This window comes from Bradyrhizobium sp. Ce-3, assembly GCF_022835695.1.
GTDB lineage: Bacteria > Pseudomonadota > Alphaproteobacteria > Rhizobiales > Xanthobacteraceae > Bradyrhizobium.
In genome coordinates this window covers 218,558-239,482 of the sequence record NZ_BQUV01000004.1, presented here as the reverse complement: position 1 = coordinate 239,482, position 20,925 = coordinate 218,558, and the positions used below count along the sequence as shown (strand labels likewise).

Sequence of the window (20,925 nt, the reverse complement as noted above, 5' to 3'; positions counted from 1 at the left end):
CGCCGATTGCTTCAGGAAATCATCGGAAACGTCCAAACCCCCAAGGAAAGAAATGTCAATTACCAAGCGCTCGCATCTCCTGGTCGCAATTGCCGCCGTGTGTCTCTCCTTTGCGGCCGGCGCAGCTCGCGCGGAGGATGGCGTCCTGCGGGTCGGCATCATCACCGACATGAGCGGGCAATATTCCGACGGCAACGGCCCGGGCTCGGTGATCGCGGCGCAGATGGCCGCGGAGGAGATCGGCGGCACGGTCGCCGGACGCAAGATCGAGATCATCTCGGCCGATCATCAGAACAAGCCTGACGTCGCAACCGGCATCGTGCGCAACTGGATCGACAACAAGGGCGTCGACGTGATCGCCGAAGGCGTCAACTCAGCGGTGGCGCTGGCGATCCAGACCGTGACGCGCGAACGCAAGAAGCTGTTCCTGATCTCGGGCTCCGGTTCGTCCGATCTCACCGGCAAGCAATGCTCGCCGACCAGCGTGCAGTGGACCTACGATACCTATGCCTCCTCGAACGCGACGGCGAAGGCGGTGGTCGCGCGCGGCGGCACGCCGTGGTTTTTCCTCACCGCCGACTATGCGTTCGGCCAGGCGCTGGAGCGCGACGCCAGCAAGGCCGTGACATCGGCCGGCGGCAAGGTGCTGGGCGCGGTCCGGCATCCGTTCGACACCGCCGATTTCTCGTCCTTCCTGCTGCAGGCGCAGTCCTCCGGCGCAAAAATCCTGGCGCTCGCCAATGCCGGCTCCGACTTCCGCAACGCGGTGTCGCAGGCCGACGAGTTCAACATCCGCGCCAGCATGCAGCTCGTCGCGCTGCAGGTGACGCTCACCGACGTGCCGGCGCTTGGGCTGGCGCATGCGCACGACCTGCTGTTCACCGATTCCTTCTATTGGGATCGCACGCCCGAGACCCGCGCCTTCGCCCAGGAGTTCTTCAAGCGGCATGGCGCGATGCCGACCGCCTACCAGGCCGGCGTCAACTCGGCGCTGCGGCACTATTTCAAGGCGGTCGCCGCAACCAACTCGGTCGATTCCGAGACCGTGATCGCACAGATGCGCAAGACCCCGGTCAATGACTTCTTCGCCCAGAACGGCCTGGTGCGCGAGGATGGCCGCATGGTGCACGACATGTATCTGATGCGCATCAAGAAGCCGGAAGAGTCCAAGAGCAAATGGGATCTCTACGAATACCTCGCGACGGTGCCGGGCGACCAGGCCTTCCGTCCGCTCGATGAAGGTGGCTGCCCCTATGTTGCCAAGGGGCATTGAAGCGATCCGAGGCGCATGTCCGGGAATGCCGTGAGGTAAGCACGCTGTCAGGCTCCCTCTCCCCTTGCGGGAGAGGGTGGGGAGAGGGGCGGCCCCGGGCGAACTGGTCGGGCGAGCGTTTCGTTCTTGCAAAATTATTCGCCTGTCGCTGTGACGAATTCGGAGAGCGCACGTCGTGTGGCACCCCTCTCCCTAACCCTCCCCCGCAAGGGGGGGAAGGAACCCGGTCGCCGGTACGTCCCTCATGCGCGCGTGCCATCGAGTTGCTCGACGGGCAAAGCATTCGGTGTCGTCCCTATGGCAGCCGCACTGTCATCGCCCGGCCTGTGCGCAATTGCGCACATGGACCGGGCGATCCAGTACGCCGCGGCCTCTCGGCTCAACAATCACTGCCTCTGGAATACTGGATCACCCGCTTTCGCGGGTGATGACACCGCGTTGCTTGGCATCACTAATCGCGCATATCCTCCATCGCGAACCATCATTGCGACGACCGCATCCAGCATCCATCACGAGGCACCATGACCAGCACCATCGAGGCTCAAGACGGCGGCTACCGCTTCATGCCCGGCGTCAGTCAGTATTCCTGTGGCATTGGTGCGCTGCCCGGCTATGCCATCGAGCGGGTCAGGTTCAGCGAGCCGGTACCCTTGAGCGCCGGTTTTGCTGGGATTGCGGACATCATCAAAGCGGCCGGCCGCCCGCTGACCGCGTTCGCGGCCTGCGAGTTGCGCTCGCCGGCGCCGTTTACCGAGGAGGGCTTTAGGGCCTTCAACGAGATTTACATCCAGACGCTGATCGCCTGGGGCGTGATGCGCGATGGTGTCAATCCGGTGGCGCGCAGCAATGTCTGTCCGAAATTCGATCCGCCGGCTGAGCCGAGCTTCCACGCCTTCTGCTACACGGTGCCGGCTGCGAAGGATGCGCCGGCGAGCTTCGTCGTGGCCGGCAGCGGCGAGTCGGTCGAGGGCAAGGCCAATTATCGCGATCATACCGTAGCCCTCGGCGACACCAGCCCGGCCGGCCTCCTGGCGAAGGCCAAATTCGTGCTTGGCGAGATGGAGCGCCGGATGAGCGCGTTCGGTGGTTCCTGGCGAGACACCACCGCGGTGCAACTCTACACGGTGCACGACGCCTACCCGGTGCTCGACAGCGAATTCGGTCGTCGCGGCGTGCTGCGCAACGGCTTGACCTGGCATTTCGACCGGCCGCCGGTGGTCGGACTTGATTTCGAAATGGACTGCCGGCGCGTGCACCGCGAACGCGTGGTGTGATGCAACGGTCGCGTCACGCATCAAAAGCGCGTGTGGGTGCATGTGGAAGCGTGCGGCCTTTCTTGACACGGATCGCGTCAACCGTTTCCCTCCGTCATCGACGTCAGCGGCTGGGTGAACGCGGGTGCAGAACGAATCTGTGATCAGGCGGCGGGATTTGCTGGCGCTGATCGGGACCATCGCCGGCAGTTCGGCGATGTATCATGCGATGACGAGCCTCGGCTTCGCATCGGAGTCCGCCTACAAGGGACCGCTCAAGCTCGCGGGCGACGTGAAGGGCGCCTCGGTGCTGATTCTCGGTGCCGGGCTTGCCGGCATGACGGCGGCGCTGGAACTGCGCAAGGCCGGCTACAAGGTCCAGATCCTCGAATTCAACAATCGCCCTGGTGGCCGCAACTGGACGATCCGCGGCGGCGACAGCTTCACCGAACTCGGCGGCTTCAAGCAGACCTGCCAGTTCGAGCAGGGACTCTATCTCAATCCCGGTCCGTGGCGGATTCCCTATCATCACCGCGCGCTGCTCGATTACTGTCGCCGGCTCAACGTGACGCTGGAACCCTTCATCCAGCTCAACCACAACGCCTATCTGCACGCGACGCGCGCATTCGAGGGCAAGCCGCAGCGCTTTCGCAGCATCAAGGCGGATTTCCAGGGCGGCGTAGCGGAATTGCTCGCCAAAGTCAGCCAGCAGGGCCGGCTCGACGAGTTCGTCACCAAGGAAGACCAGGAGATCCTGCTGCTGGCGCTGCGCGACTGGGGCGCGCTGGATCGCGACTACAAGTACAATGCCAATCTTCGCTCCGCCGAGTTCCGCGGCTATGCCCGCGATCCCGGCGGCGGCTTGATGCCTGATCCGCTGCCCAGCGACCCGGTGCCGCTGCAGGAACTGCTGCGGTCGCGGATGTGGCGCTATTTGCAGAGCTATGCACGCTATGATTTCCAGACCACGATGTTCCAGCCGGTCGGCGGCATGGACATGATCGGCAAGGCGTTCGCGCGCGAGGTCGGCGACCTGATCCGCTATAACGCCAAGGTCACGCAGATCCAGCAGAATGGCTCCGGCGTCACCGTGAGCTATGTCGACACCGCCAGTCCCTCCGCGGTGCAGCAGGCCACCGCCGACTGGTGCATCTGCACGATCCCGCTGCCGATCCTGAGCCAGCTGCCCGTCGACGTCAGCGGGCCGATGAAGAATGCGATCGATTCCTTGCCCTACGCCGCCTCGGTGAAGGTCGGGCTGCAATTCAAGCGGCGGTTCTGGGAGGAGGATGACGCGATCTATGGCGGCATCAGCTACACCGACCTGCCGATCCGCAATATCGGCTATCCGAACTATGGCTTCAACCGCGGCGGCCGCGGCGTGCTGCTCGGCGCCTATCTGTATGAGGGCGCCAATTCCTTCGAGTTCACCGCGATGACGCCGGCCGAGCGGGTCGCCAGCGCGGTCGAGTTCGGCGCCGCGATCCATCCGCAATACAAGAGCGAGTTCGAGAACGGCGTCGCGGTGGCGTGGCATCGCGTGCCGTTCACGCTCGGCTGCGCCGGCGAATGGACCGAGGCCGGGCGGGCGCAGCATTACCGCAATCTCTGCCAGATCGACGGCCGGATCGCGCTGGCGGGCGAGCACGCCTCGCAGCTGCCGGCCTGGCAGGAGGGCGCGATCCTGTCCGCGCTCGACGCCATTACCCGATTGCACGAACGCGTGGTGAAGACGTGATGATGCGGACCGGCACATCTGTGATCGCCGCGCTGGCGCTGCTGTCGGCGCCCGCGGCTCTTGGGCAGGACAGCGGGGCGGCCAAGCGCACCTTCTCCTCGGGCTACCGTTTCGTGGAGATGACCGGCGAGGAGCTGTTCGGCAATGTCTGCCAGGGTTGCCACATGCCGGATGCGACCGGTGCGAGCGGCGCCGGCACCTATCCGTCGCTCGCCGGCAACAAGAATCTCGAATCCGGCGGCTATCCGATCTTCCTCGTCGTCAACGGCCGCCGCGGCATGCCGGCATTCGGCGACATGATGACCGATGGTCAGGTCGCCGCGGTTGTGAATTATCTGCGGACGCACTTCGGCAACAATTATCAGGACGCGGTGACGACCAAGGATGTCCAGGACGCCCGCCGCTAATCATTCCGGGGAGAGTTTGATGAAATTCACCGCTATCGTATTGGGCGCCGCGCTGTCGGCGATGGCGACCGCGGCCGTCGCGGACGTGGTCAGGCATCCGATTCCCAACTCGACATTCCCGATCGCGCAAGCCGTCACCGTCACCGGCAACACCACGACGGTCTATGTCAGCGGCCAGGTGCCGCCCGCCGTCAACAAGGACGCCGATCCGTCGAGCCCGCAGGCCTATGGCGACACCAAGACCCAGACCGTCGGCGTGCTCAACCGCATCAAGGCCATACTGGAGGGCCAGGGGCTCGGCATGGGCGACGTGGTCAAGATGCAGGTGTTTCTGGTGCACACCGCGTCGGCGCCGATGGACTTCAAGGCGTTCATGGAGGGCTACACCCAGTTCTTCGGCGGCAGCCAGCCGAACCTGCCGGCGCGCTCGGTGGTCGGCGTCGCAGCGCTCGCCAATCCCGGCTTTCTGGTCGAGATCGAGGTGATCGCGGCCAAGGATACGAAATAAGGACGCGAAATAAGGACTCCAAATAGCGTGCTCGAAACTGCGGAGCATGCGCGCGCAAATTGAAGGGCTCGCCGTCTTGCCAAAGCGCGTGTCGCCTGTCTGAATCCATCTCCGATCAGGCGGTGGAATTCTGGGAGAGCACGATGTCGCACGACGCTGGAGATTTGGTTCGATCGCTGCGGCTCGCGGCGGCGGTCGCTCCGCTGCTGCTCGCGACCGGCGCGACCGCGCAGGGGCTGACCGAGCAGCAGCAGTTTGCCCGCGGCATCTACCAGGAACTGGTCGAGATCAACACCACCACCGCGACCGGCGATACCCAGAAGGCGGCCGAGGCGATGGGCGCGCGGCTCCGCGCCGCGGGCTTCCCCGAGGCCGACGTGCATGTGTTCTCGCCGGCGCCACACAAGGGCAATCTGGTGGCACGGCTGCACGGCTCGGGCGCGCGCAAGCCGATCCTGCTGGTCGCCCATATCGACGTCGTGCCCGCCAACCGCGAGGACTGGACGGTCGATCCATTCAAGCTCACCGAGCAGGACGGCTATTTCTACGGCCGCGGCTCCAGCGACGACAAATACATGGCGTCGGCCTTCATCACCAATCTGATCCGCTACAAGAAGGAGGGCTACAAGCCCGACCGCGACATCATCGTAGCCCTCGAGACCGACGAGGAGATCCTCGATGCCAACGCTCTCGGCATGCAGTGGCTGATCAAGAACCACCGCGACCTGATCGATGCCGAGTTCGCGCTGAACGAAGGCGGCGGCGTCGGCCTGAAGAACGGCAAGGCGATCCGCAACAGCGTGCAGACCAGCGAGAAGGTGTCGGTCGGCTACCAGCTCACGGTGAAGGATCGCGGCGGCCACTCGTCGCTGCCGCGCAAGGACAACGCGATCTATCGCCTTGCCGAAGGCCTGGTGCGGCTGTCCAAATACGACTTCCCGATGAACCTCAACGAGACCACCCGGATCTATTTCACCAAGACCGCCGAGACTGAAAGCAAGGAGAACGCCGACGACATCAGGGCCATCCTTGCACCGCAGCCCGATCCGGCGGCGCTGGCACGGCTGTCGGACAAGCCCGGCTACAACGCGCAGCTCCGCACCACCTGCGTCGCGACCATGCTGGAGGGCGGCCACGCCATCAATGCGCTGCCGCAGCTCGCGAGCGCCAAGGTGAATTGCCGGATCCTGCCCGGCGAGCCGGTCGACGGCGTCCAGGCCGCGATCGAGCGTGTGCTCGCCGACAAGCAGATCGAGGTGACCCCGACCGGCAAGGCCGTGCTGAGCCCGCCGTCGCCGCTGAACGAGGAGATCATGGGATCGATCGAGAAGCTGTCGAAGGAATTCTGGCCGGATGCGGCGATCGTCCCCGTGATGAGCACCGGCGCCACCGACGGCAGCTATCTGCGCAATGCCGGGATCCCGACCTATGGCCATTCCGGGCTCGGCGCCGATGTCGATGACAATAGGAACCACGGCAAGGACGAGCGCGTGCTGGTCAAGTCGTTCTACGAAGGCGAGGAATATCTCTATCGCCTGGTCAAGATGCTCGCTGGCGGTAAATGATGGCTGACGGCAGGACAAAGACGCGGGTTGCGGTCGCAGGCCTCGGCGCGATCGGCACCGAAATCGTCAAGGCGCTCGATCAGGGCATCGAGGGCCTGACCTTGGTCGCGGTGTCGGCGAACAGCCCGGACAAGCACCGCGGCTGGGTCGCGGAGCTGAAGTCGGCGCCGAGACTGGTGCCGATCGACGAGCTCGCCGACGTCGCCGACATCGTGGTCGAGTGCGCGCCAAGCAAGGTGGTGCGCTCGATCGTGGCGCCGGTTGTCGAGCGCGGCAAGACCGCGATCGTGCTCAGCGTCGGCGCGCTGTTGCAGAACGAGGACCTGGTCGATCTTGCCAAAGCGCATGGCGGCCAGATCATCGTGCCGACCGGCGCGCTGATCGGGCTCGATGCGGTGACCGCGGCGGCCGTCGGGACCATTCATTCGGCCAGGCTCGTGACGCGGAAGCCGGTCGCGGGCCTGCTCGGCGCACCGCATCTGGTCGAGAACGACATAAGGATCGATGGCATCACCGAGCCGCTGCGCGTCTTCGAGGGCAGCGCGCGTGACGCGGCAAAAGGCTTTCCGGCCAATCTCAACGTCGCGGTGGCGCTGTCGCTCGCCGGCATCGGCCCCGATCGCACAAGGGTCGAGATCTGGGCCGATCCGACCGTGACGCGCAACACCCACCGCATCGAGGTCGATTCCGATTCGGCGCGGTTCTCGATGATGATCGAGAACATCCCCTCGGAGAACCCGAAGACCGGCCGCATCACCGCACTGTCGGTGATCGCCTGCCTGCGCAAGCTGCGCGCATCGTTGCGGATCGGGACGTGATGAAGATCGGGCCCGACGATCTGTTGCTGATCATCGACGTGCAGAACGATTTCTGCCCCGGCGGCGCGCTGGCGGTGGCTGATGGCGATGCCGTCGTGCCGGTCGTCAACCGGCTCGCCGCGCGGTTCGACCATGTCGTGCTGACCCAGGACTGGCACCCGGCGGGCCACAGCTCGTTTGCCACCTCGCATTCCGGCGCAGCGCCGTTCTCCCAGATCACCATGTCCTATGGGGCACAGACGCTGTGGCCGGATCACTGCATCCAGGGCACCGCCGGCGCCGCGTTTCACCCCGAGCTCGCGACCGACCGGGCCGAACTCGTGATCCGCAAGGGGTTCCGCGGCGCGATCGATTCCTATTCGGCGTTCTTCGAGAACGACCGGACCACGCCGACCGGGCTCGCCGGCTATCTGCGCGAGCGCGGCCTGAAGCGCGTCGTGATGGCCGGGCTCGCGACCGATTTCTGCGTGCAGTATTCGGCGCTCGATGCGCGGCGGCTCGGCTTCGAGACCACCGTCGCGCTGTCCGGCTGCCGGGCCATCGATCTCGGCGGTTCGCTTGCGGCAGCCACCGCCGCGATGCGCGAGGCCGGCGTGGCGCTCGTCGAGGAGATCGCCTGAGCGGCCCCGGACAGGGGCAAAAACCGTTGTTTTGACTGGCCTTTTGTTCTAATCCCCAGCCGTTGATGATCACCCAGCGGAGCTTTCGTGTCGGGACAGGTTTTGCGGATAGGGACGCGCAAGAGCGCGATGGCGCTGGCGCAGACGGACGAGGTCGCGCGGCTGCTGCGCGCCTCGGCGCCGGACCTGGCCGTCGACATCGTCAAGTTCGAGACCCGCGGCGACCAGGACCAGACCAGCAAGCTGCTGCGTCACGGCGGCAAGGGCGGCGCCTTCGTCGCCGAGATCCGCGAAGCCATGCGCGCCGGTACGCTGCAGGCTGCGATGCATTCGCTGAAGGACGTACCGGGCAATGAGGAGACGCCGGGTCTCGTCCTCGCCGCGATGCTGGCGCGCGATGCCGCCAATGACAGCCTCGTGCTGCGGCCCGGCCTGTCGCTGGAGACGCTGCGCGCCGCGCGCGGCAAGGGCTTCATGATCGGCACCAATGCGGTGCGCCGCGCCGCCTATCTGCACCGGCTGTTTCCGGAAGCGACCGTGATCCATTATCGCGGCGCCGCCGACACGCGGGTTGCAAAACTCGATCGCGGCGACAAGCAGCGGCTGCCCGGTGGCGGCGAGGTCGGGCCGGCCGATGCGCTGGTGATGGCGCGCTCCGGCCTCGAGCGCATCGGCATGACCGCGCGCATCGCGCATGATTTCTCCGTCGACGAAATGCTGCCCGCGGTCGGGCAGGGCATCGTCGCGGTGGAATGCGTCGAGACCGACTGGGCGACCCGGGCCCGGCTGGCTCAAATCGACAACGCGCCGTCGCGGCTGGCCGCCGAGGCCGAGCGCGAGGTGCTGTGGGTGCTCAACGGTCACTGCAATTCGCCGATCGCCGGCCACGCCACGCTCGCGGGGGCCGAGCTGACGCTGCGTGCCTCGGTGCTCGACGAGGCCGGGGCGGGATTCATCGAGGTGACACGGCGCGGACCGGCGGACCGGCCGCGCGAGCTCGGCCGCGCCGTCGGCATGGCGCTGCTGGAGAAGGGCGCCGCCGAGATCATCGCCCGCACGAGGGTGGACGAGTAGCGCCGCCGCGTACGGTACTTCAGGCGATGTCGGCGAAATCGCCGTGCCGGCCCTTGCCCGCTGCGAAGCGGCGCGCGCCGGCTTCGGTTTCACCGCTCGCCACCGTCGCAAGCCCGAGGCGAAACTCGTTGAGCGTCGCCTGCTCCCAGCCGAGTTCCCATTGCTCGATCGCGGAGAGCCGGTCGCTGCGCAACGCTGCCTGCGGCAGGCGACACAGATCGCTGGCGAGGCTGCGTGCCTCAGCGAGTGCCCTGCCGGGCGCGACCACGCGGTTGGCAAGCCCGATCCGTCCGGCCTCCTCGCCGGAGACGCCGCGGCCGGTGAGGATCATGTCCATCGCGCGGCTGTGCCCGATCAGCCGCGGCAGACGCACGGTGCCGAGATCCATCAGCGGCACGCCGAAGCGCCGGCAATAGACGCCGAAGGTGGCGTCGGTTGCTGCGACCCGGAGATCACACCAGATCGCAAGCTCGAGCCCGCCCGCTACGGCCGGCCCCTCGACCGCGGCGATCACCGGCTTCGACAGCTTCATCCGGGTCGGGCCCATCGGCCCGTCACCGTTCTCGACGCGGTGGCCGCGATGCCCGGCCGCGGTGTTCTTCAGGTCGAAGCCGGCGCAGAACGCGCCGCCCGCGCCGGTCAGGATCGCTACCGACAACGCCGGATCGCGATCGAAGCTGCGAAACGCCTGTGCCAGCCCCCGTGCGGTCTCCGGATTGACCGCGTTGCGCGCCTCGTCATAGCGATCGATCGTCACGATCGCGACGGCCTGTTCGGTTCGGTACTTGACGGTCGGATGGTCCAGCATGCTCGCTCCTCGATATCCCATGTTGGAATGGATCAGCGTGCGCTTGTGCGGCTCTCGATGATCGCAGCCAGGTTCTGGTGAAAATGCCTGATCGCGCCTTCGAACAGGCCGAAGGTGAAGTGATCGTTCGCCCGGGTTGCGAGCCCGCGCTGCGCGGCGCAGGCCATCTCGCGATCCTCGGCCGCGCCTGCAGTGACGAAGTCGCGTCCCTGGGCGACCGCGGCGCGGCCGTCTTCCGCTGCGATCTGGTTCGACAGCGTGTAGGTGACGAGCCGGGTGCGGTCCACCGCCAGCGGCTCGAGCACGGTCATCAGCCGGTTGGTCGGGAAGGTCGAGAGCATCACGTTCGGAAACAAGTGATAGACATGCGTCAGCATGCCGGCCGTCCCGCGCTCGCCCGGCGGCATGTTGCGCAGCTTCTCGATCCGCCGAAAGGGGAAGCTGATCCGGCTGTTGCGGCCGAACGATTCGATCACGTTGAGATTGTCGTACTGCAGCGGATAGAACGTATCCTGATGCGTCGACCGGATGTGGTAGCCTTCGAGGAAGCCTTCGGCGACGATCTTCCAGTTGGCCTCGACTTCCTGCGAGACGGTCGCGTAGAGCGTCCAGCCGTCACCGAACAATGTCGGCATGTCGCCGGCATCCGACGCCGCGGCGGCGTTGTCCTGGGAGACGAACACCAGGCCGTCGCGCTCGATGCAGGTGACCGGCACGAGGCCGTGCGTGCCCTTGTCGAGGCCGGGAAAACCATAGTCGTCCGGGATGCCGCGGAGCCGGCCGTCGAGGCCGTAGGTCCAGCCGTGATAGCGGCAGGTCAACGCCTTCTTGCAGCCGGCGCCGTCGACCAACTGCACGCCGCGGTGCCGGCAGGCGTTGCGGAAGGCGCGGACGACGCCGTCCGCGCCGCGGATCGCGACCACAGGCGTCAGCGCCGCGTCGCGCGCGACATAGGCGCCGATCTCGGCGAGCGCGGCCGACGGGCAGAACGGCGTCAGCGTCCGGCGGAACACGCGGTCGATCTCGGCCGCGAAGCGATCCTGCGACAGATAATGCGCGACCGGCTCGTGCCAGATGCCGTCGCTGAGATCGGTCGATTTGGCGTCGATATGCCTGAGGATACGATCGACGATGGATGCTTCGTCCGCGAGCCGTGCCGTCATTCGCCGTCCTCCCGCTCTGTCGGCCGGGCTTGCCGCCGGTCCGGTTCGAGCGGCAGGATTTCGCATTGCGCCTCGCGCGACAAGTGAAACTAGCCGAGTTCGGATGAATGACATTCATCCGAACCTATTTTTTCGCGCGACATCGACGGCGGCCGGCCGCTAGGATCAGCCGATGAGCAGGAACAACCCAAGGCCGGCGCGTCGGTCACGGCCCCAAACGAGGGACGATCTTGCGGCTGCGAGCCTCCGGCCTACGCATCTGCTGGCGCTGCAGGCGTTCGATGTCGCGGTCAGGCTCGGCAGCTTCAAGGAGGCCGCGGGCGTGCTCAACGTCAGCGCCTCCGCGATCAGCCATCGCATCCGCAATCTCGAAGTCCATCTCGGCGTCGCGCTGTTCCAGCGCGCACATCGCATCGTTCGGCCGACGCCTGCCGGGGAGAAGCTGGCCGCCGCGACCGGTCGCGCGTTCGGGCTGCTGGCACAGGCGGAGTCGGCCGTCGAGGCGGCCGGCCAGCGCCGGCTGCGGCTCAAGGTGCTGCCGCAGTTCGCGTCGGCCTGGCTGATCCCGCGGCTGTCCTCGTTCCTCACCCGGCATTCCGAGCTCGATCTTGCGATCGAGACGTCGAACCGCAATGTCGATTTCGACACCGAGACATTTGACGCCGGCATCAGCTTCGGGCCCGACAAGCCCGAGGGCGTCGTCGCGCATCGCCTGATGGAGGTGAGGACCGTTCCGGTCGGTGCGCCGGCGCTGGCCCGGCGGTTGAAGCTACGCACCGCCGCCGACCTCGGCCGCGCCGCGCTGATCCACGTGACGACATTTCCCGCGGCCTGGCCGCTCTGGTTCAAGCACGCCGGCGAGCCTGTGCCGCCGGCGACGCGCGCGATCTCGGTCGACAGCTTTGTGGCCGCGCTGCAGGCTGCCGAACGCGGCGCCGGCGTCGCGCTCGCGCTCGAACCCTTCATCGCCGAAAGCGAACGGCGCAGCACGGTCCGCAGGCTCCTGCCGGTCGGACACGTGACCGGCAGCTATTGGCTGGTTCATCCGCCCGGCGCGCAGCGCAATCGCGCGCTGCAGACCTTCAAGAAGTGGCTGCTGGCCGAGCTCTCGGATTAGCGGTGCTCGTGTCACGAGCCCTTCATGGTGCCCGTCATTGCGAGCGGGGCGAAGCAATCCATCGCACCGCACACGCGGAACCATGGGTTGCTTCGTCGCTATCGCTCCTCGCAATGACGGTGGCGCAGAGCGCCACATTCTCTCAGGAGGAGGGAGGCGTCGTTATTGGTCGTCGAGCAACGGCCAGCTGCCGATGATGCGGAAGCGGGATGCGCCGTCGGCCTGCTTGAACAGCGCGATGCGGTCGATCGCCAGCCGCGCAAGCTCGATCGCCGCGAACCGCTCGCGCAGCCGCGCCACGATCGGACCGCGCCGCTCGTCGCTCAACCGCCCGGTCAGCGTCATGTGGAAGCGGAATTCCTCCATGACGTAAGGATAGCCCCAGCGGTCGAGATAGTCGCGCTGCCGCTCCGTGAGCCGATCGGGTTTGCGCCGTGCGCGATCTTCCGGCGTCAGCGGCGCGCGGAACGCGTCGAACCCGGTGACGCAGTCGGAGGCGAGCTGTTGCAGATCATCCGAGCGGCCGGCCGGGATCACGGCGATGAAGCCGCTGATCGCATCGACTACAGGTGCGATCACGGGAATGCGCCGGGCGCGGCCGGCGAAGGCGGCGCAGGCATCCAGGAGCTCTGACTCGCTCTTGCCTTCGGCGAGCGCGGTCGGCGCCTTCAGCGTGGCGTGAAAACCGTATTTGCGTGGATCTTCCGTCACCTTGCGCCAGTCGGGCGTGACGCCGGCGGGAAACGGCAGGTCGTCGCCCGACACCGCATCGTAGCCGAGCAGCGTCGAGCCGAAGCGGTGCAGGGCGCTGTCGGGCGACGGCGCGTAGTAGATCGCGTAGCGGGGAGTGTTGGCCATGGCAGCAGAATAGGGCCTGACTATGCTGCCGCAACCGTCTTGCGCGGCGCGAGCGAATGAACGAGGCAGCTCGCATCCGCCAGATGCACCAGCCGCCCCGCCGCGATCACGGCGACGATGCGCGGCCGCAGCGGCACATTGTCATCGACGATGATGATATCGGCGCGATGGCCCGCGGCGAGCACGCCGCGGTCGGCGAGCCCGGCCGCGCGGGCCGGCGCCATCGAGATCAGGTCCCAGGCCTTGGCAAGCGGCAGGATGCCGTCGCCGGCCAGGCGGAACGCCGCAAGCAGCTGTGCCGGATAATAATAGTCCGAGGCCAGCACCGAGCAGAGGCCCTGCGCGATCATGTCGGATGCCTTGGTCCAGCCGGTGTGGCTGCCGCCGCGCACCACATTGGGCGCGCCGAACACGATGAAATCGCCCGCGGCAGCGGCATCGCGCGCGGTCTCCTCATTGACGGGGAATTCGGCGATCGTGGCGCCGAGCGCACGAAACTCCTGACGCATCGCCGGGCTGTTGTCGTCATGCGAGAGCATGCGGATATCAGCCGCGCGCGCGGCGGCGGCCAGTCGCGCGATCGAGGCCGGCACCTCGGGACGGCGCGCGACGATCCGGTCGAGCATGTCGTTGACCGCTTCGATCGAGAGCCCGGTGCGTTCGGCGAGCTGGTTGCGCTTCTTCGGCTTGACGTTGCTGTGGTCGTTGAAGGCGAACAGGTCGATGCGGCCTTCGGTGAGCCATTGAATGATCTCGGCCTCGGCCTCGAGATTGTGGGTCTCGTGGCGGAGATGGAAGCGGGTATCGGCGGCGAGCTGCGGCCGCAACGCCTCGATCGCATCGAGCAGCTTGCACGCATTCTCGGCACTGCGCAGGCCCGGCTCCCACGACCAGGTGGTGCCATGGAATACGGTGGTGATGCCGTTGGCGATCGCCTGCCGGTCGCTGTCGAGCAGAGCCACGTCGGTCGGGAAGTCGACGCTCGGGCGCGGCATCATCTGCCGCTCGAAGGCATCGCCATGCAGATCGATGATGCCGGGCAGCACCAGCAGGCCGGCCGCATCGATGTGGAGCGCGGCGCGACCCTGCTCGGCGTCGAGCGCGGCGATGTCGCGGCCTGCGGTCCGCAGCGAGGTCTCGACCAGTGCGCCGTCAACCAGCGTGCGTCCGCCTTCGATGAAAATGTCCGTCACGATGCGGCGCTCCGTTGTTTGTCTTGTGATTGGGATACGGCCTCGGCCTCATACTTGTCGAGGAATTCCTCGACCGCGAGCTTGCGGAAGTCGGGCAGGACACGGCGAAGTGTTTCGTGATCCCAGTCCCACCACGCGAGCGCGGCGAGGCGATCGGCTGTCGTCTCGGAGAAGCGCCGCTTGACTGGACGCGCCGGATTGCCGGCGACGATGGTATAGGCCGGCACATCCTTGGTCACGATCGCGCCGGCGGCGACGACCGCGCCGGTTCCGACGTTCCGGCCCGGTAACAGGATCGCACCATGACCGATCCAGACGTCATGGCCGATATGCACGTGATGCGCACGTCGCCAGTTGAAGAAGTCGGTGTCGTCGCTCTCGCCGGGAAAATAGGCGCTGGCGCGGTAGGTGAAATGCGCCTGGGTCGCGCGATGCATCGGGTGGTTGCCGGGATTGATGCGGGTCATCGCCGCGATCGAGCAGAACTTGCCGATCGAGGTGTAGGTGATCTGGCTGTCGTTCACGACGTAGGAATAGTCATCCATGCTGACTTCAAGCAGGATCGTGCGCGCGCCGACCTCGGTATATTTGCCGAGTTTGCTCTCGCGCACCGACGCAGTCGGATCGACGGTCGGCACAACCGAGAGTGTTTTTCCGGCCATTGGGGCCTCCGCAAATCTTCGAGAATCTTGGCCTTCCGGGGAATGCGCGCTCGTCATCGGGACGCTTGATGACAACATCATGACGTCGCAATGACGGCAAGGGAACGACAAGGCAGGGGTGTGGACGATCGCCGCACCGCAGCGCTGCCGTCACATAACTGTAAAACGCCAGGGATAGCGATGGCCCAACGAGGCGCGGTTGGAGCATTACATGCTGGTGGTGGAAGGTTTGACGTGCCGTTTCGGCACGAAAGCCGCAGTCGACAACGCGTCCTTCTCGATCGCACCGGGCAGCTTTGTCGGCGTGATCGGTCGCTCCGGTGCCGGCAAGTCGACCTTGCTTAGGATGATCAACCGTCTCGCCGATCCGACCTCCGGCCGTATCCTGTTCGAAGGCACCGACGTCACCGCCTTGCGCGGCAAGGAACTGCGGCAGTGGCGCGCGCGCTCCGCGATGATCTTCCAGCAATTCAATCTGGTCGGCCGCCTCGACGTGCTGACCAATGTGCTGATGGGCCGGCTGGCCCAGATTCCCTCGTGGCGCTCGCTGGCGCAGGTCTGGCCGGAGCAGGACCGGGCGCTCGCGCTGTCGGCGCTCGAGCAGTTCGACATCGCCCAGCTCGCGGCGCAGCGCGCCGACCAGCTCTCCGGCGGCCAGCAGCAGCGTGTCGCGATCGCCCGCGCGCTGGTGCAGGAGCCCGACATCATTCTCGCCGACGAGCCGATCGCCTCGCTCGATCCGCGCAACACCAAGATCGTGATGGACGCGCTGCTGCGCATCAACAAGCATTTCGGCATCACGGTGCTCTGCAATCTGCACTCGCTCGATCTGGCGCGGACCTATTGCGACCGCCTGGTCGGCATGGCCGCGGGTCGCGTGGTGTTCGACGGCGCGCCCGCGGCGCTCACCGACCATATCGCCCGCGAGCTCTATGACCTCGAGGCCAATGACGTGATCGGCGCGGCACCGCTGCCGGCGCCCGACGGCGCAACTGCTCCGGCACTCGGCACCGCAGCCGCGGCCTGAGCGTCGCGCATTTTTCAATCTGGGAGGCCGGGCATTTTGCCCGGCCAACAGGTGCAACTACGACAAAAGAGGGGTAGTCATGTTCACTCGTCGCATCATCCTGGCTGGCGCTGCCGCGCTGGCATTTGCCGGTTCGGCCTCCGCGCAGGACTGGAAGGCAAAATATCCGGAGCTCACCTTCGCGGTGGTTCCGGCCGAGAACGCCTCCGGCGTCACCGAGCGCTGGACGCCGTTCGTGGCGTATCTGTCGAAGGAGCTCGGCGTGAAGGTCACGCTGCGCATCGCCAACGACTACGCCGCCGTCATCGAAGGCCAGCGCGCCGGCAACATCCAGATCGCGAGCTACGGCTCGGCCTCGTTTTCTCGCGCACGCCTGACCGGCGTCAAGACCGACGCGTTCGCCAACGACATGAACGCCGATGGTTCGACCGGCTACTACTCGGTGTTCTTCGTCAAGGCATCGAGCCCGTACAAGACCGTCGAGGACCTGAAAGGCAAGAATCTCGGCCTGGTCGATCCGAACTCGACGTCCGGCAACAACGTGCCGCGCTTCGAACTCAACAAGATGGGCATCGGCAACGCCGAAGGCTTTTTCGGCAAGGTCGTGTTCACCGGCAGCCATGAGAACGCCGTCCTGGCGCTGTCGCAGGGAACCGTCGATGTCGCCGCCAACCAGTGGACCAACGAGGACGATTCCACGCTCGCCCAGATGCTGACCAAGGGCATGCTGAAGAATGCCGACGGCTCGGCGATGAAGAAGGATGATTTCCGCATCATCCACAAGTCGGCGCTGATCATCAACGGCCCCTATGCGTACAACGCCGATCTTCCGGAAGACCTGAAGGCGGCGATCGCCAAGGCCTTCTTCGACGCCCCGACCAAGGACAAGGCCGCCTTCGACCGCCTCTCCGACGGCCAGAAGAAGGGCTTCCACCCCGCCACCACCAAGGATTGGGACGGCACCATCGAGCTGATCAAGTTCGTCGACGGCTTGCGCAAGAAGGCGAGCTGATCGCACGCCCGACGTCACGAGGGCCGGGCGCATAGCCCGGCCCTTTCTCTCCACTCAACTCCGAACCGGACTGGCACGCGCCGATGGCGACCGCCGTATCCATTCTTCCAGCGCAGCAACTGGCGACGCTGGAGGACGCCTACCGCAAGTCCGTCGCACGCAAGCGGTTGAAGGCCGCGCTGGCAACGGCGGCATTCTGTGCGGTGCTGGTGATCGCGGCGTTCGGCGCGGAAGTGAACCTGCGCACGCTGTTCACCTATTTCGGCAACTTCGTCAGCTATTTCGATCGCATCCTGACGCTGGATTCCGGCGCGCGGGTCTGGACCGATCCCGCCGAATGGTTCTGGGGCTGGCACAAATGGCTGAAGATGCTCGGCGAGACGATCCTGATCAGCTATGTCGGCACGCTGACGGGGGCGGTGCTCGCCTTCGCGCTCAATTTCTTCGCGGCGCAGAATACCTCGCCGGGCCCGTGGGTGCGCTTCACGATCCGCCGCCTGCTGGAATTCGCGCGCACCGTCCCCGGCATCGTGTTCGCGCTGATCTTCGTGATCGCGTTCGGCCTTGGGCCGATGGCCGGCGTGCTGGCGATCGCGATCCACACCACCGGGGCGCTCGGCAAGCTGTTTGCCGAGATCGTCGAGAATGCCGACATGAAGCCGGTCGAGGGCATCCGCTCCACCGGCGCGAGCTGGCTGTCCTGCATGCGCTTTGCCGTGCTGCCGCAGGTCTCGGCGGGCTATGCCAGCTATGCGCTGCTGCGCTTCGAGATCAACGTCCGTGAAGCCTCGGTGATGGGCTTCGTCGGCGCCGGCGGCATCGGCCAGGAGCTCGTGGTCGCGATCCGCAAGTTCTACTATTCCGACGTCAGCGCCATCCTCGTCACCATCATCATCACGGTTTTCATCATCGACATCTCGACCGGCTGGCTGCGCGGCAGGCTGTTCGGCAAGGAGACCCGCCGATGAGCCAGATGCCGAGGCCGGACACCGCGGAACTGCGCGCGAAATACCCCGGCGTGTTCGAGCGTCCCGCATCGGCACGGCTGGCGATGCCGGTCATGATCGTGGCGGCGCTGGCGATCTTCGTGTTCGGACTGGTCGATCTCGATTTCTCGCCGTCCAAGCTGATCTCGGGCCTCGGCCAGCTCGGCTGGATCACCATGCTGATGCTCCCGCCGAATCCGGGCGCGTCGTTGCCGCTCTACATGCAGGCGCTCGGCGAGACGCTGTCGATCGCGGTGCTCGGCACCACGCTTGCAGCGATCTTGGCGCTCCCGGTCAGCCTGCTGGCGGCGCACAACATCATTCCCTCGAACCTGATCCGCTTTCCGGTGCGCCGCTTCCTGGATTCGATCCGCGGCGTCGATACGCTGATCTGGGCGCTGGTCTGGATCAATGTCGTCGGCCTCGGTCCGTTCGCCGGCGTGCTCGCGATCATGGTCTCCGATTTCGGTGCGTTCGGAAAGCTGTTCTCGGAGGCGATCGAGGCGGCCGACCGCAAGCAGGTCGAGGGTATCCGCGCCTCCGGCGGCAGCGCGCTGCACGAGATCCGTTTCGGTCTGCTGCCGCAGGTGCTGCCCGTGATCGCAGGCCAGGTGCTCTATTTCATCGAGTCGAACACCCGCTCCGCCACCATCATCGGTATCGTCGGTGCCGGCGGCATCGGGCTGCAGCTCGCCGAGCAGATCCGCGTGCTGGAATGGCAGAAGGTGTCGTTCCTGATCCTGATGATCCTGATCGCGGTCGCCGCGATCGATTTCATCTCGAGCAAGCTGCGGTTCGCCATCATCGGGCAACGGGCGGTGGTGTAGTTTCTTCTTCGCCTCTCCCCGCACCCGCCTTCGCCCGAAGGCGGGCTTCGGCGGACAAGAGAGCGGGGCGAGGGAGCAGAGAGATCAGCCGTTCTCGACCAAAAACTCGACGCGCTCGGCGGCGAAGCGCGAGCGCTTGGTCACCAGCGGCTGGTTCAGCATGTCGACGTCGGTGGCATCGACCACGAGCACCGGGCGTCCCAGCGGCAGATCGAGCCGCGCGGCGTCGGTGGCATCGACGATCGCCGCGGTGATCCGGGTCGAGGCGCGGTGGTAATCCCTGACGCCGTAGTGTCCGAGCAGCTTGGTCATCGAGCGAACATTGGCGAACACGCTGCCGGCATCGGGAAACCGCTCGGCCGACAGCCAGGTCGTGGAGACGCAGATCGGCGTGCGGTCGGCGAGGCGTACCGCTTCGATCCGGATCAGCGGCGCGCCGATCTTCAGCCCGAGCTCGCGCGCGATCTCGCGGTTGGCGACATCGCTGCCGGCATCGATCAACTGGCCGCGCGGCTCATGGCCGCCGGCGCCGACGATCTCCGAGAATCGTGTGCGTGAGCGCAGCGGATAGGCGAGGCGCTGGGCCTCGACATAGGTGCCGCTGCCGCGCTCGGCGCGCACCAGGCCGCGCTCGGCCAACGCGGCGAGCGCCCGCCGCACGGTGTGGCGATTGACGCGGTAAGTCTCGGCGATCTCCACCTCGCCGGGCAGCTTTTCGCCGGCGGCAAAGCGGCCGTCGGCGATGCCGCGCTCGATGCCGTCGGCGACCTGCCGCCACAAGGCGACGCCGGAACTTTCCTGCATGCTCATGGCGCGGTGATACCAGAAATCTTCCGTTTGTCACGAAACAGTCATGGCGCTCGGCTAACAAGTTGTCTATTATCATAGACAACTTGATGCAGACAAGGTTGCCCATGAGTTCGACGACCAGTTCGACGACCAGTTCGACCGGCCCGGACAGCAAGCAGGCGCAGCGCAAGGCCGCGATGGCCGTGCTGGCGCACTCCGCCGCCGCCGATATCGCAGGCCTGCTGGCGGCGATCGCGGTGCCTGCGCATGAGAACCTGCGCGAGCCGGAAAACGGCCTTGTGATGGTGCGCGGGCGGATCGGCGGCGACGGAGCGCCGTTCAATCTCGGCGAGGCGACGGTGTCGCGCGCGGCGGTGCGGCTTGCGACCGGCGAGGTCGGCTTCGGCTACACGCTCGGCCGCGATGCGCAGAAGGCGCGGATGATCGCGCTGTGCGACGCCATGGTGCAATCGGCGGCATTGTCCGGCGAGGTGGAGGCCAAGGTGATCGCGCCGCTGCGCGTCGCTGTGAATGCCGAACGCGCCCGCAAGGCCGCGGAGACCGCGGCGACGCGGGTCGATTTCTACACGATGGTGCGCGGTGAGGGGTGATGCAATGACGACGATTGCCGAAATGCCCGCGGGCTTTGCCGACAAGGTGCTGTCGGCGCAGTCAACATTCCGCTCCGTGATGGATGCGATGGCGCGCCCGGGCAGCGTGCAGCGCGTCGCTGCCGATGTCGGCACGCCGGCCGGCATGATGCGCGGTTCGGCCGCGATCGCGCTGACGCTGTTCGATCACGACACGCCGATCTGGCTCGATGCCGCGATGTCGGCGACGCCTGATGTCGCCCGCTGGCTGAAGTTTCATGCCAGCGCGCCGGTGATCGCGGATTCCGCGATCGCAAGCTTCGCGCTGATCGGCGATGCCGCGAACCTGCCGGCGCTGGAGCGCTTCGCGTTCGGCAGCAGTGAATATCCCGATCGCTCGACCACGCTGATCCTGCAGGTCGACAGCCTGACGCAGGGCCCGGCGTTCGAGTTGAAAGGGCCCGGCATCGACGGCAGCGCGCTGCTGCAGGCGATGATCAAGCCGCGCGATCTGTTCCAGCGGCTGTCGATCAACGAGGCCCTGTTCCCGCGCGGCATCGATGTCGTGCTGGTCCATGACGACAATATTGTCGCGATCCCGCGCACCACGCGGCTGATCGCAAGCGGAGTGTGAGCG

The 20,925-nt window shown here is 66.3% G+C and carries 22 protein-coding genes; 16 read left to right on the top strand and 6 right to left on the bottom strand.

The window, feature by feature from the left end; all coding sequences use genetic code 11:
• The first annotated feature begins 52 nt into the window (after positions 1–52).
• The 9 genes from BRSPCE3_RS15755 to hemC all read left to right on the top strand — a co-directional run bounded on the left by BRSPCE3_RS15755 (position 53) and on the right by hemC (position 9,256).
• On the top strand, positions 53–1,273 hold the full coding sequence (locus BRSPCE3_RS15755; protein ID WP_244066761.1) for an ABC transporter substrate-binding protein: 1,221 nt from the start codon (positions 53–55) through the stop codon (positions 1,271–1,273).
• A 521-nt stretch (positions 1,274–1,794) separates the two neighbouring features.
• Positions 1,795–2,547, top strand: coding sequence for a hypothetical protein (locus BRSPCE3_RS15750; RefSeq protein WP_244066760.1), 753 nt, complete (start codon positions 1,795–1,797; stop codon positions 2,545–2,547).
• A gap of 124 nt (positions 2,548–2,671) precedes the next feature.
• Positions 2,672–4,264: an NAD(P)/FAD-dependent oxidoreductase gene (locus tag BRSPCE3_RS15745; RefSeq protein ID WP_244066759.1), complete on the top strand. Its 1,593-nt coding sequence runs from the start codon at positions 2,672–2,674 to the stop codon at positions 4,262–4,264.
• Positions 4,264–4,671 (top strand): cytochrome c, encoded by a 408-nt coding sequence (locus BRSPCE3_RS15740; protein WP_244066758.1) that lies wholly within the window; start codon positions 4,264–4,266, stop codon positions 4,669–4,671. The genes BRSPCE3_RS15745 and BRSPCE3_RS15740 overlap by 1 nt, the downstream gene beginning before the upstream one ends.
• Positions 4,672–4,690: 19 nt before the next feature.
• Positions 4,691–5,179: a Rid family hydrolase gene (locus BRSPCE3_RS15735; protein ID WP_244066757.1), complete on the top strand. Its 489-nt coding sequence runs from the start codon at positions 4,691–4,693 to the stop codon at positions 5,177–5,179.
• A gap of 143 nt (positions 5,180–5,322) precedes the next feature.
• Entirely contained in the window at positions 5,323–6,744 is a 1,422-nt protein-coding gene (locus tag BRSPCE3_RS15730; protein ID WP_244066756.1) for a M20/M25/M40 family metallo-hydrolase, read from the top strand.
• Positions 6,744–7,562 (top strand): aspartate dehydrogenase, encoded by an 819-nt coding sequence (locus BRSPCE3_RS15725; protein ID WP_244066755.1) that lies wholly within the window; start codon positions 6,744–6,746, stop codon positions 7,560–7,562. Before BRSPCE3_RS15730 ends, BRSPCE3_RS15725 begins: the two co-directional genes overlap by 1 nt.
• On the top strand, positions 7,562–8,182 hold the full coding sequence (pncA, locus tag BRSPCE3_RS15720) for a bifunctional nicotinamidase/pyrazinamidase (RefSeq protein ID WP_244067254.1): 621 nt from the start codon (positions 7,562–7,564) through the stop codon (positions 8,180–8,182). The genes BRSPCE3_RS15725 and pncA overlap by 1 nt, the downstream gene beginning before the upstream one ends.
• A 102-nt stretch (positions 8,183–8,284) precedes the next feature.
• Positions 8,285–9,256 carry a hydroxymethylbilane synthase gene (gene hemC / locus BRSPCE3_RS15715; protein ID WP_375709918.1) on the top strand — a complete coding sequence of 324 codons (972 nt, stop codon included), beginning with the start codon at positions 8,285–8,287 and terminating at the stop codon, positions 9,254–9,256.
• Positions 9,257–9,275: 19 nt separating this feature from the next.
• On the opposite strand, the gene BRSPCE3_RS15710 is transcribed toward hemC, so the two are convergent.
• Together BRSPCE3_RS15710 and BRSPCE3_RS15705 are read right to left on the bottom strand one after the other, a co-directional pair.
• Positions 9,276–10,064 carry a crotonase/enoyl-CoA hydratase family protein gene (locus BRSPCE3_RS15710; RefSeq protein WP_244066754.1) on the bottom strand — a complete coding sequence of 263 codons (789 nt, stop codon included), beginning with the start codon at positions 10,062–10,064 and terminating at the stop codon, positions 9,276–9,278.
• A 32-nt stretch (positions 10,065–10,096) separates the two neighbouring features.
• Positions 10,097–11,227, bottom strand: coding sequence for an aromatic ring-hydroxylating dioxygenase subunit alpha (locus BRSPCE3_RS15705; RefSeq protein WP_244066753.1), 1,131 nt, complete (start codon positions 11,225–11,227; stop codon positions 10,097–10,099).
• A gap of 172 nt (positions 11,228–11,399) precedes the next feature.
• Here BRSPCE3_RS15705 and BRSPCE3_RS15700 point away from each other — a divergent pair, with 172 nt between their 5' ends.
• Positions 11,400–12,344 carry a LysR substrate-binding domain-containing protein gene (locus tag BRSPCE3_RS15700; protein ID WP_244066752.1) on the top strand — a complete coding sequence of 315 codons (945 nt, stop codon included), beginning with the start codon at positions 11,400–11,402 and terminating at the stop codon, positions 12,342–12,344.
• A 162-nt stretch (positions 12,345–12,506) separates the two neighbouring features.
• Here BRSPCE3_RS15700 and BRSPCE3_RS15695 read toward each other — a convergent pair whose 3' ends face one another.
• From BRSPCE3_RS15695 to BRSPCE3_RS15685, 3 genes are read right to left on the bottom strand one after another with little or no spacing between them, the layout of a single operon-like run.
• Positions 12,507–13,202, bottom strand: a complete 696-nt coding sequence (locus BRSPCE3_RS15695; RefSeq protein WP_244066751.1) for a DUF1045 domain-containing protein — start codon at positions 13,200–13,202, stop codon at positions 12,507–12,509.
• A 20-nt stretch (positions 13,203–13,222) separates the two neighbouring features.
• Entirely contained in the window at positions 13,223–14,395 is a 1,173-nt protein-coding gene (locus BRSPCE3_RS15690; RefSeq protein WP_244066750.1) for an alpha-D-ribose 1-methylphosphonate 5-triphosphate diphosphatase, read from the bottom strand.
• Positions 14,392–15,057 carry a chloramphenicol acetyltransferase gene (locus BRSPCE3_RS15685; protein ID WP_244066749.1) on the bottom strand — a complete coding sequence of 222 codons (666 nt, stop codon included), beginning with the start codon at positions 15,055–15,057 and terminating at the stop codon, positions 14,392–14,394. Before BRSPCE3_RS15685 ends, BRSPCE3_RS15690 begins: the two co-directional genes overlap by 4 nt.
• Before the next feature lie 211 nt (positions 15,058–15,268).
• Between BRSPCE3_RS15685 and phnC the strand changes: the two genes are divergently transcribed.
• From phnC to phnE (BRSPCE3_RS15665), 4 genes are all read left to right on the top strand, one after another.
• Entirely contained in the window at positions 15,269–16,084 is an 816-nt protein-coding gene (phnC, locus tag BRSPCE3_RS15680; protein WP_137477271.1) for a phosphonate ABC transporter ATP-binding protein, read from the top strand.
• Positions 16,085–16,163: 79 nt separating this feature from the next.
• Complete coding sequence (phnD, locus tag BRSPCE3_RS15675; RefSeq protein ID WP_244066748.1) at positions 16,164–17,096, top strand: phosphonate ABC transporter substrate-binding protein; 933 nt, start codon at positions 16,164–16,166, stop codon at positions 17,094–17,096.
• A gap of 83 nt (positions 17,097–17,179) precedes the next feature.
• The gene (gene phnE / locus BRSPCE3_RS15670; RefSeq protein WP_244066747.1) at positions 17,180–18,064 is read left to right on the top strand and encodes a phosphonate ABC transporter, permease protein PhnE; all 885 of its coding nucleotides are present in this window, start codon (positions 17,180–17,182) and stop codon (positions 18,062–18,064) included.
• On the top strand, positions 18,061–18,909 hold the full coding sequence (phnE, locus tag BRSPCE3_RS15665; RefSeq protein WP_244066746.1) for a phosphonate ABC transporter, permease protein PhnE: 849 nt from the start codon (positions 18,061–18,063) through the stop codon (positions 18,907–18,909). The genes phnE (BRSPCE3_RS15670) and phnE (BRSPCE3_RS15665) overlap by 4 nt, the downstream gene beginning before the upstream one ends.
• Before the next feature lie 84 nt (positions 18,910–18,993).
• On the opposite strand, the gene phnF is transcribed toward phnE (BRSPCE3_RS15665), so the two are convergent.
• Positions 18,994–19,719: a phosphonate metabolism transcriptional regulator PhnF gene (phnF, locus tag BRSPCE3_RS15660; protein WP_244066745.1), complete on the bottom strand. Its 726-nt coding sequence runs from the start codon at positions 19,717–19,719 to the stop codon at positions 18,994–18,996.
• Between the two features lie 104 nt (positions 19,720–19,823).
• Between phnF and phnG the strand changes: the two genes are divergently transcribed.
• Both phnG and phnH read left to right on the top strand, forming a co-directional pair.
• The gene (gene phnG / locus BRSPCE3_RS15655; RefSeq protein WP_244066744.1) at positions 19,824–20,309 is read left to right on the top strand and encodes a phosphonate C-P lyase system protein PhnG; all 486 of its coding nucleotides are present in this window, start codon (positions 19,824–19,826) and stop codon (positions 20,307–20,309) included.
• A gap of 4 nt (positions 20,310–20,313) precedes the next feature.
• The gene (gene phnH, locus BRSPCE3_RS15650; RefSeq protein ID WP_244066743.1) at positions 20,314–20,922 is read left to right on the top strand and encodes a phosphonate C-P lyase system protein PhnH; all 609 of its coding nucleotides are present in this window, start codon (positions 20,314–20,316) and stop codon (positions 20,920–20,922) included.
• The last annotated feature ends 3 nt before the right edge of the window (positions 20,923–20,925 follow it).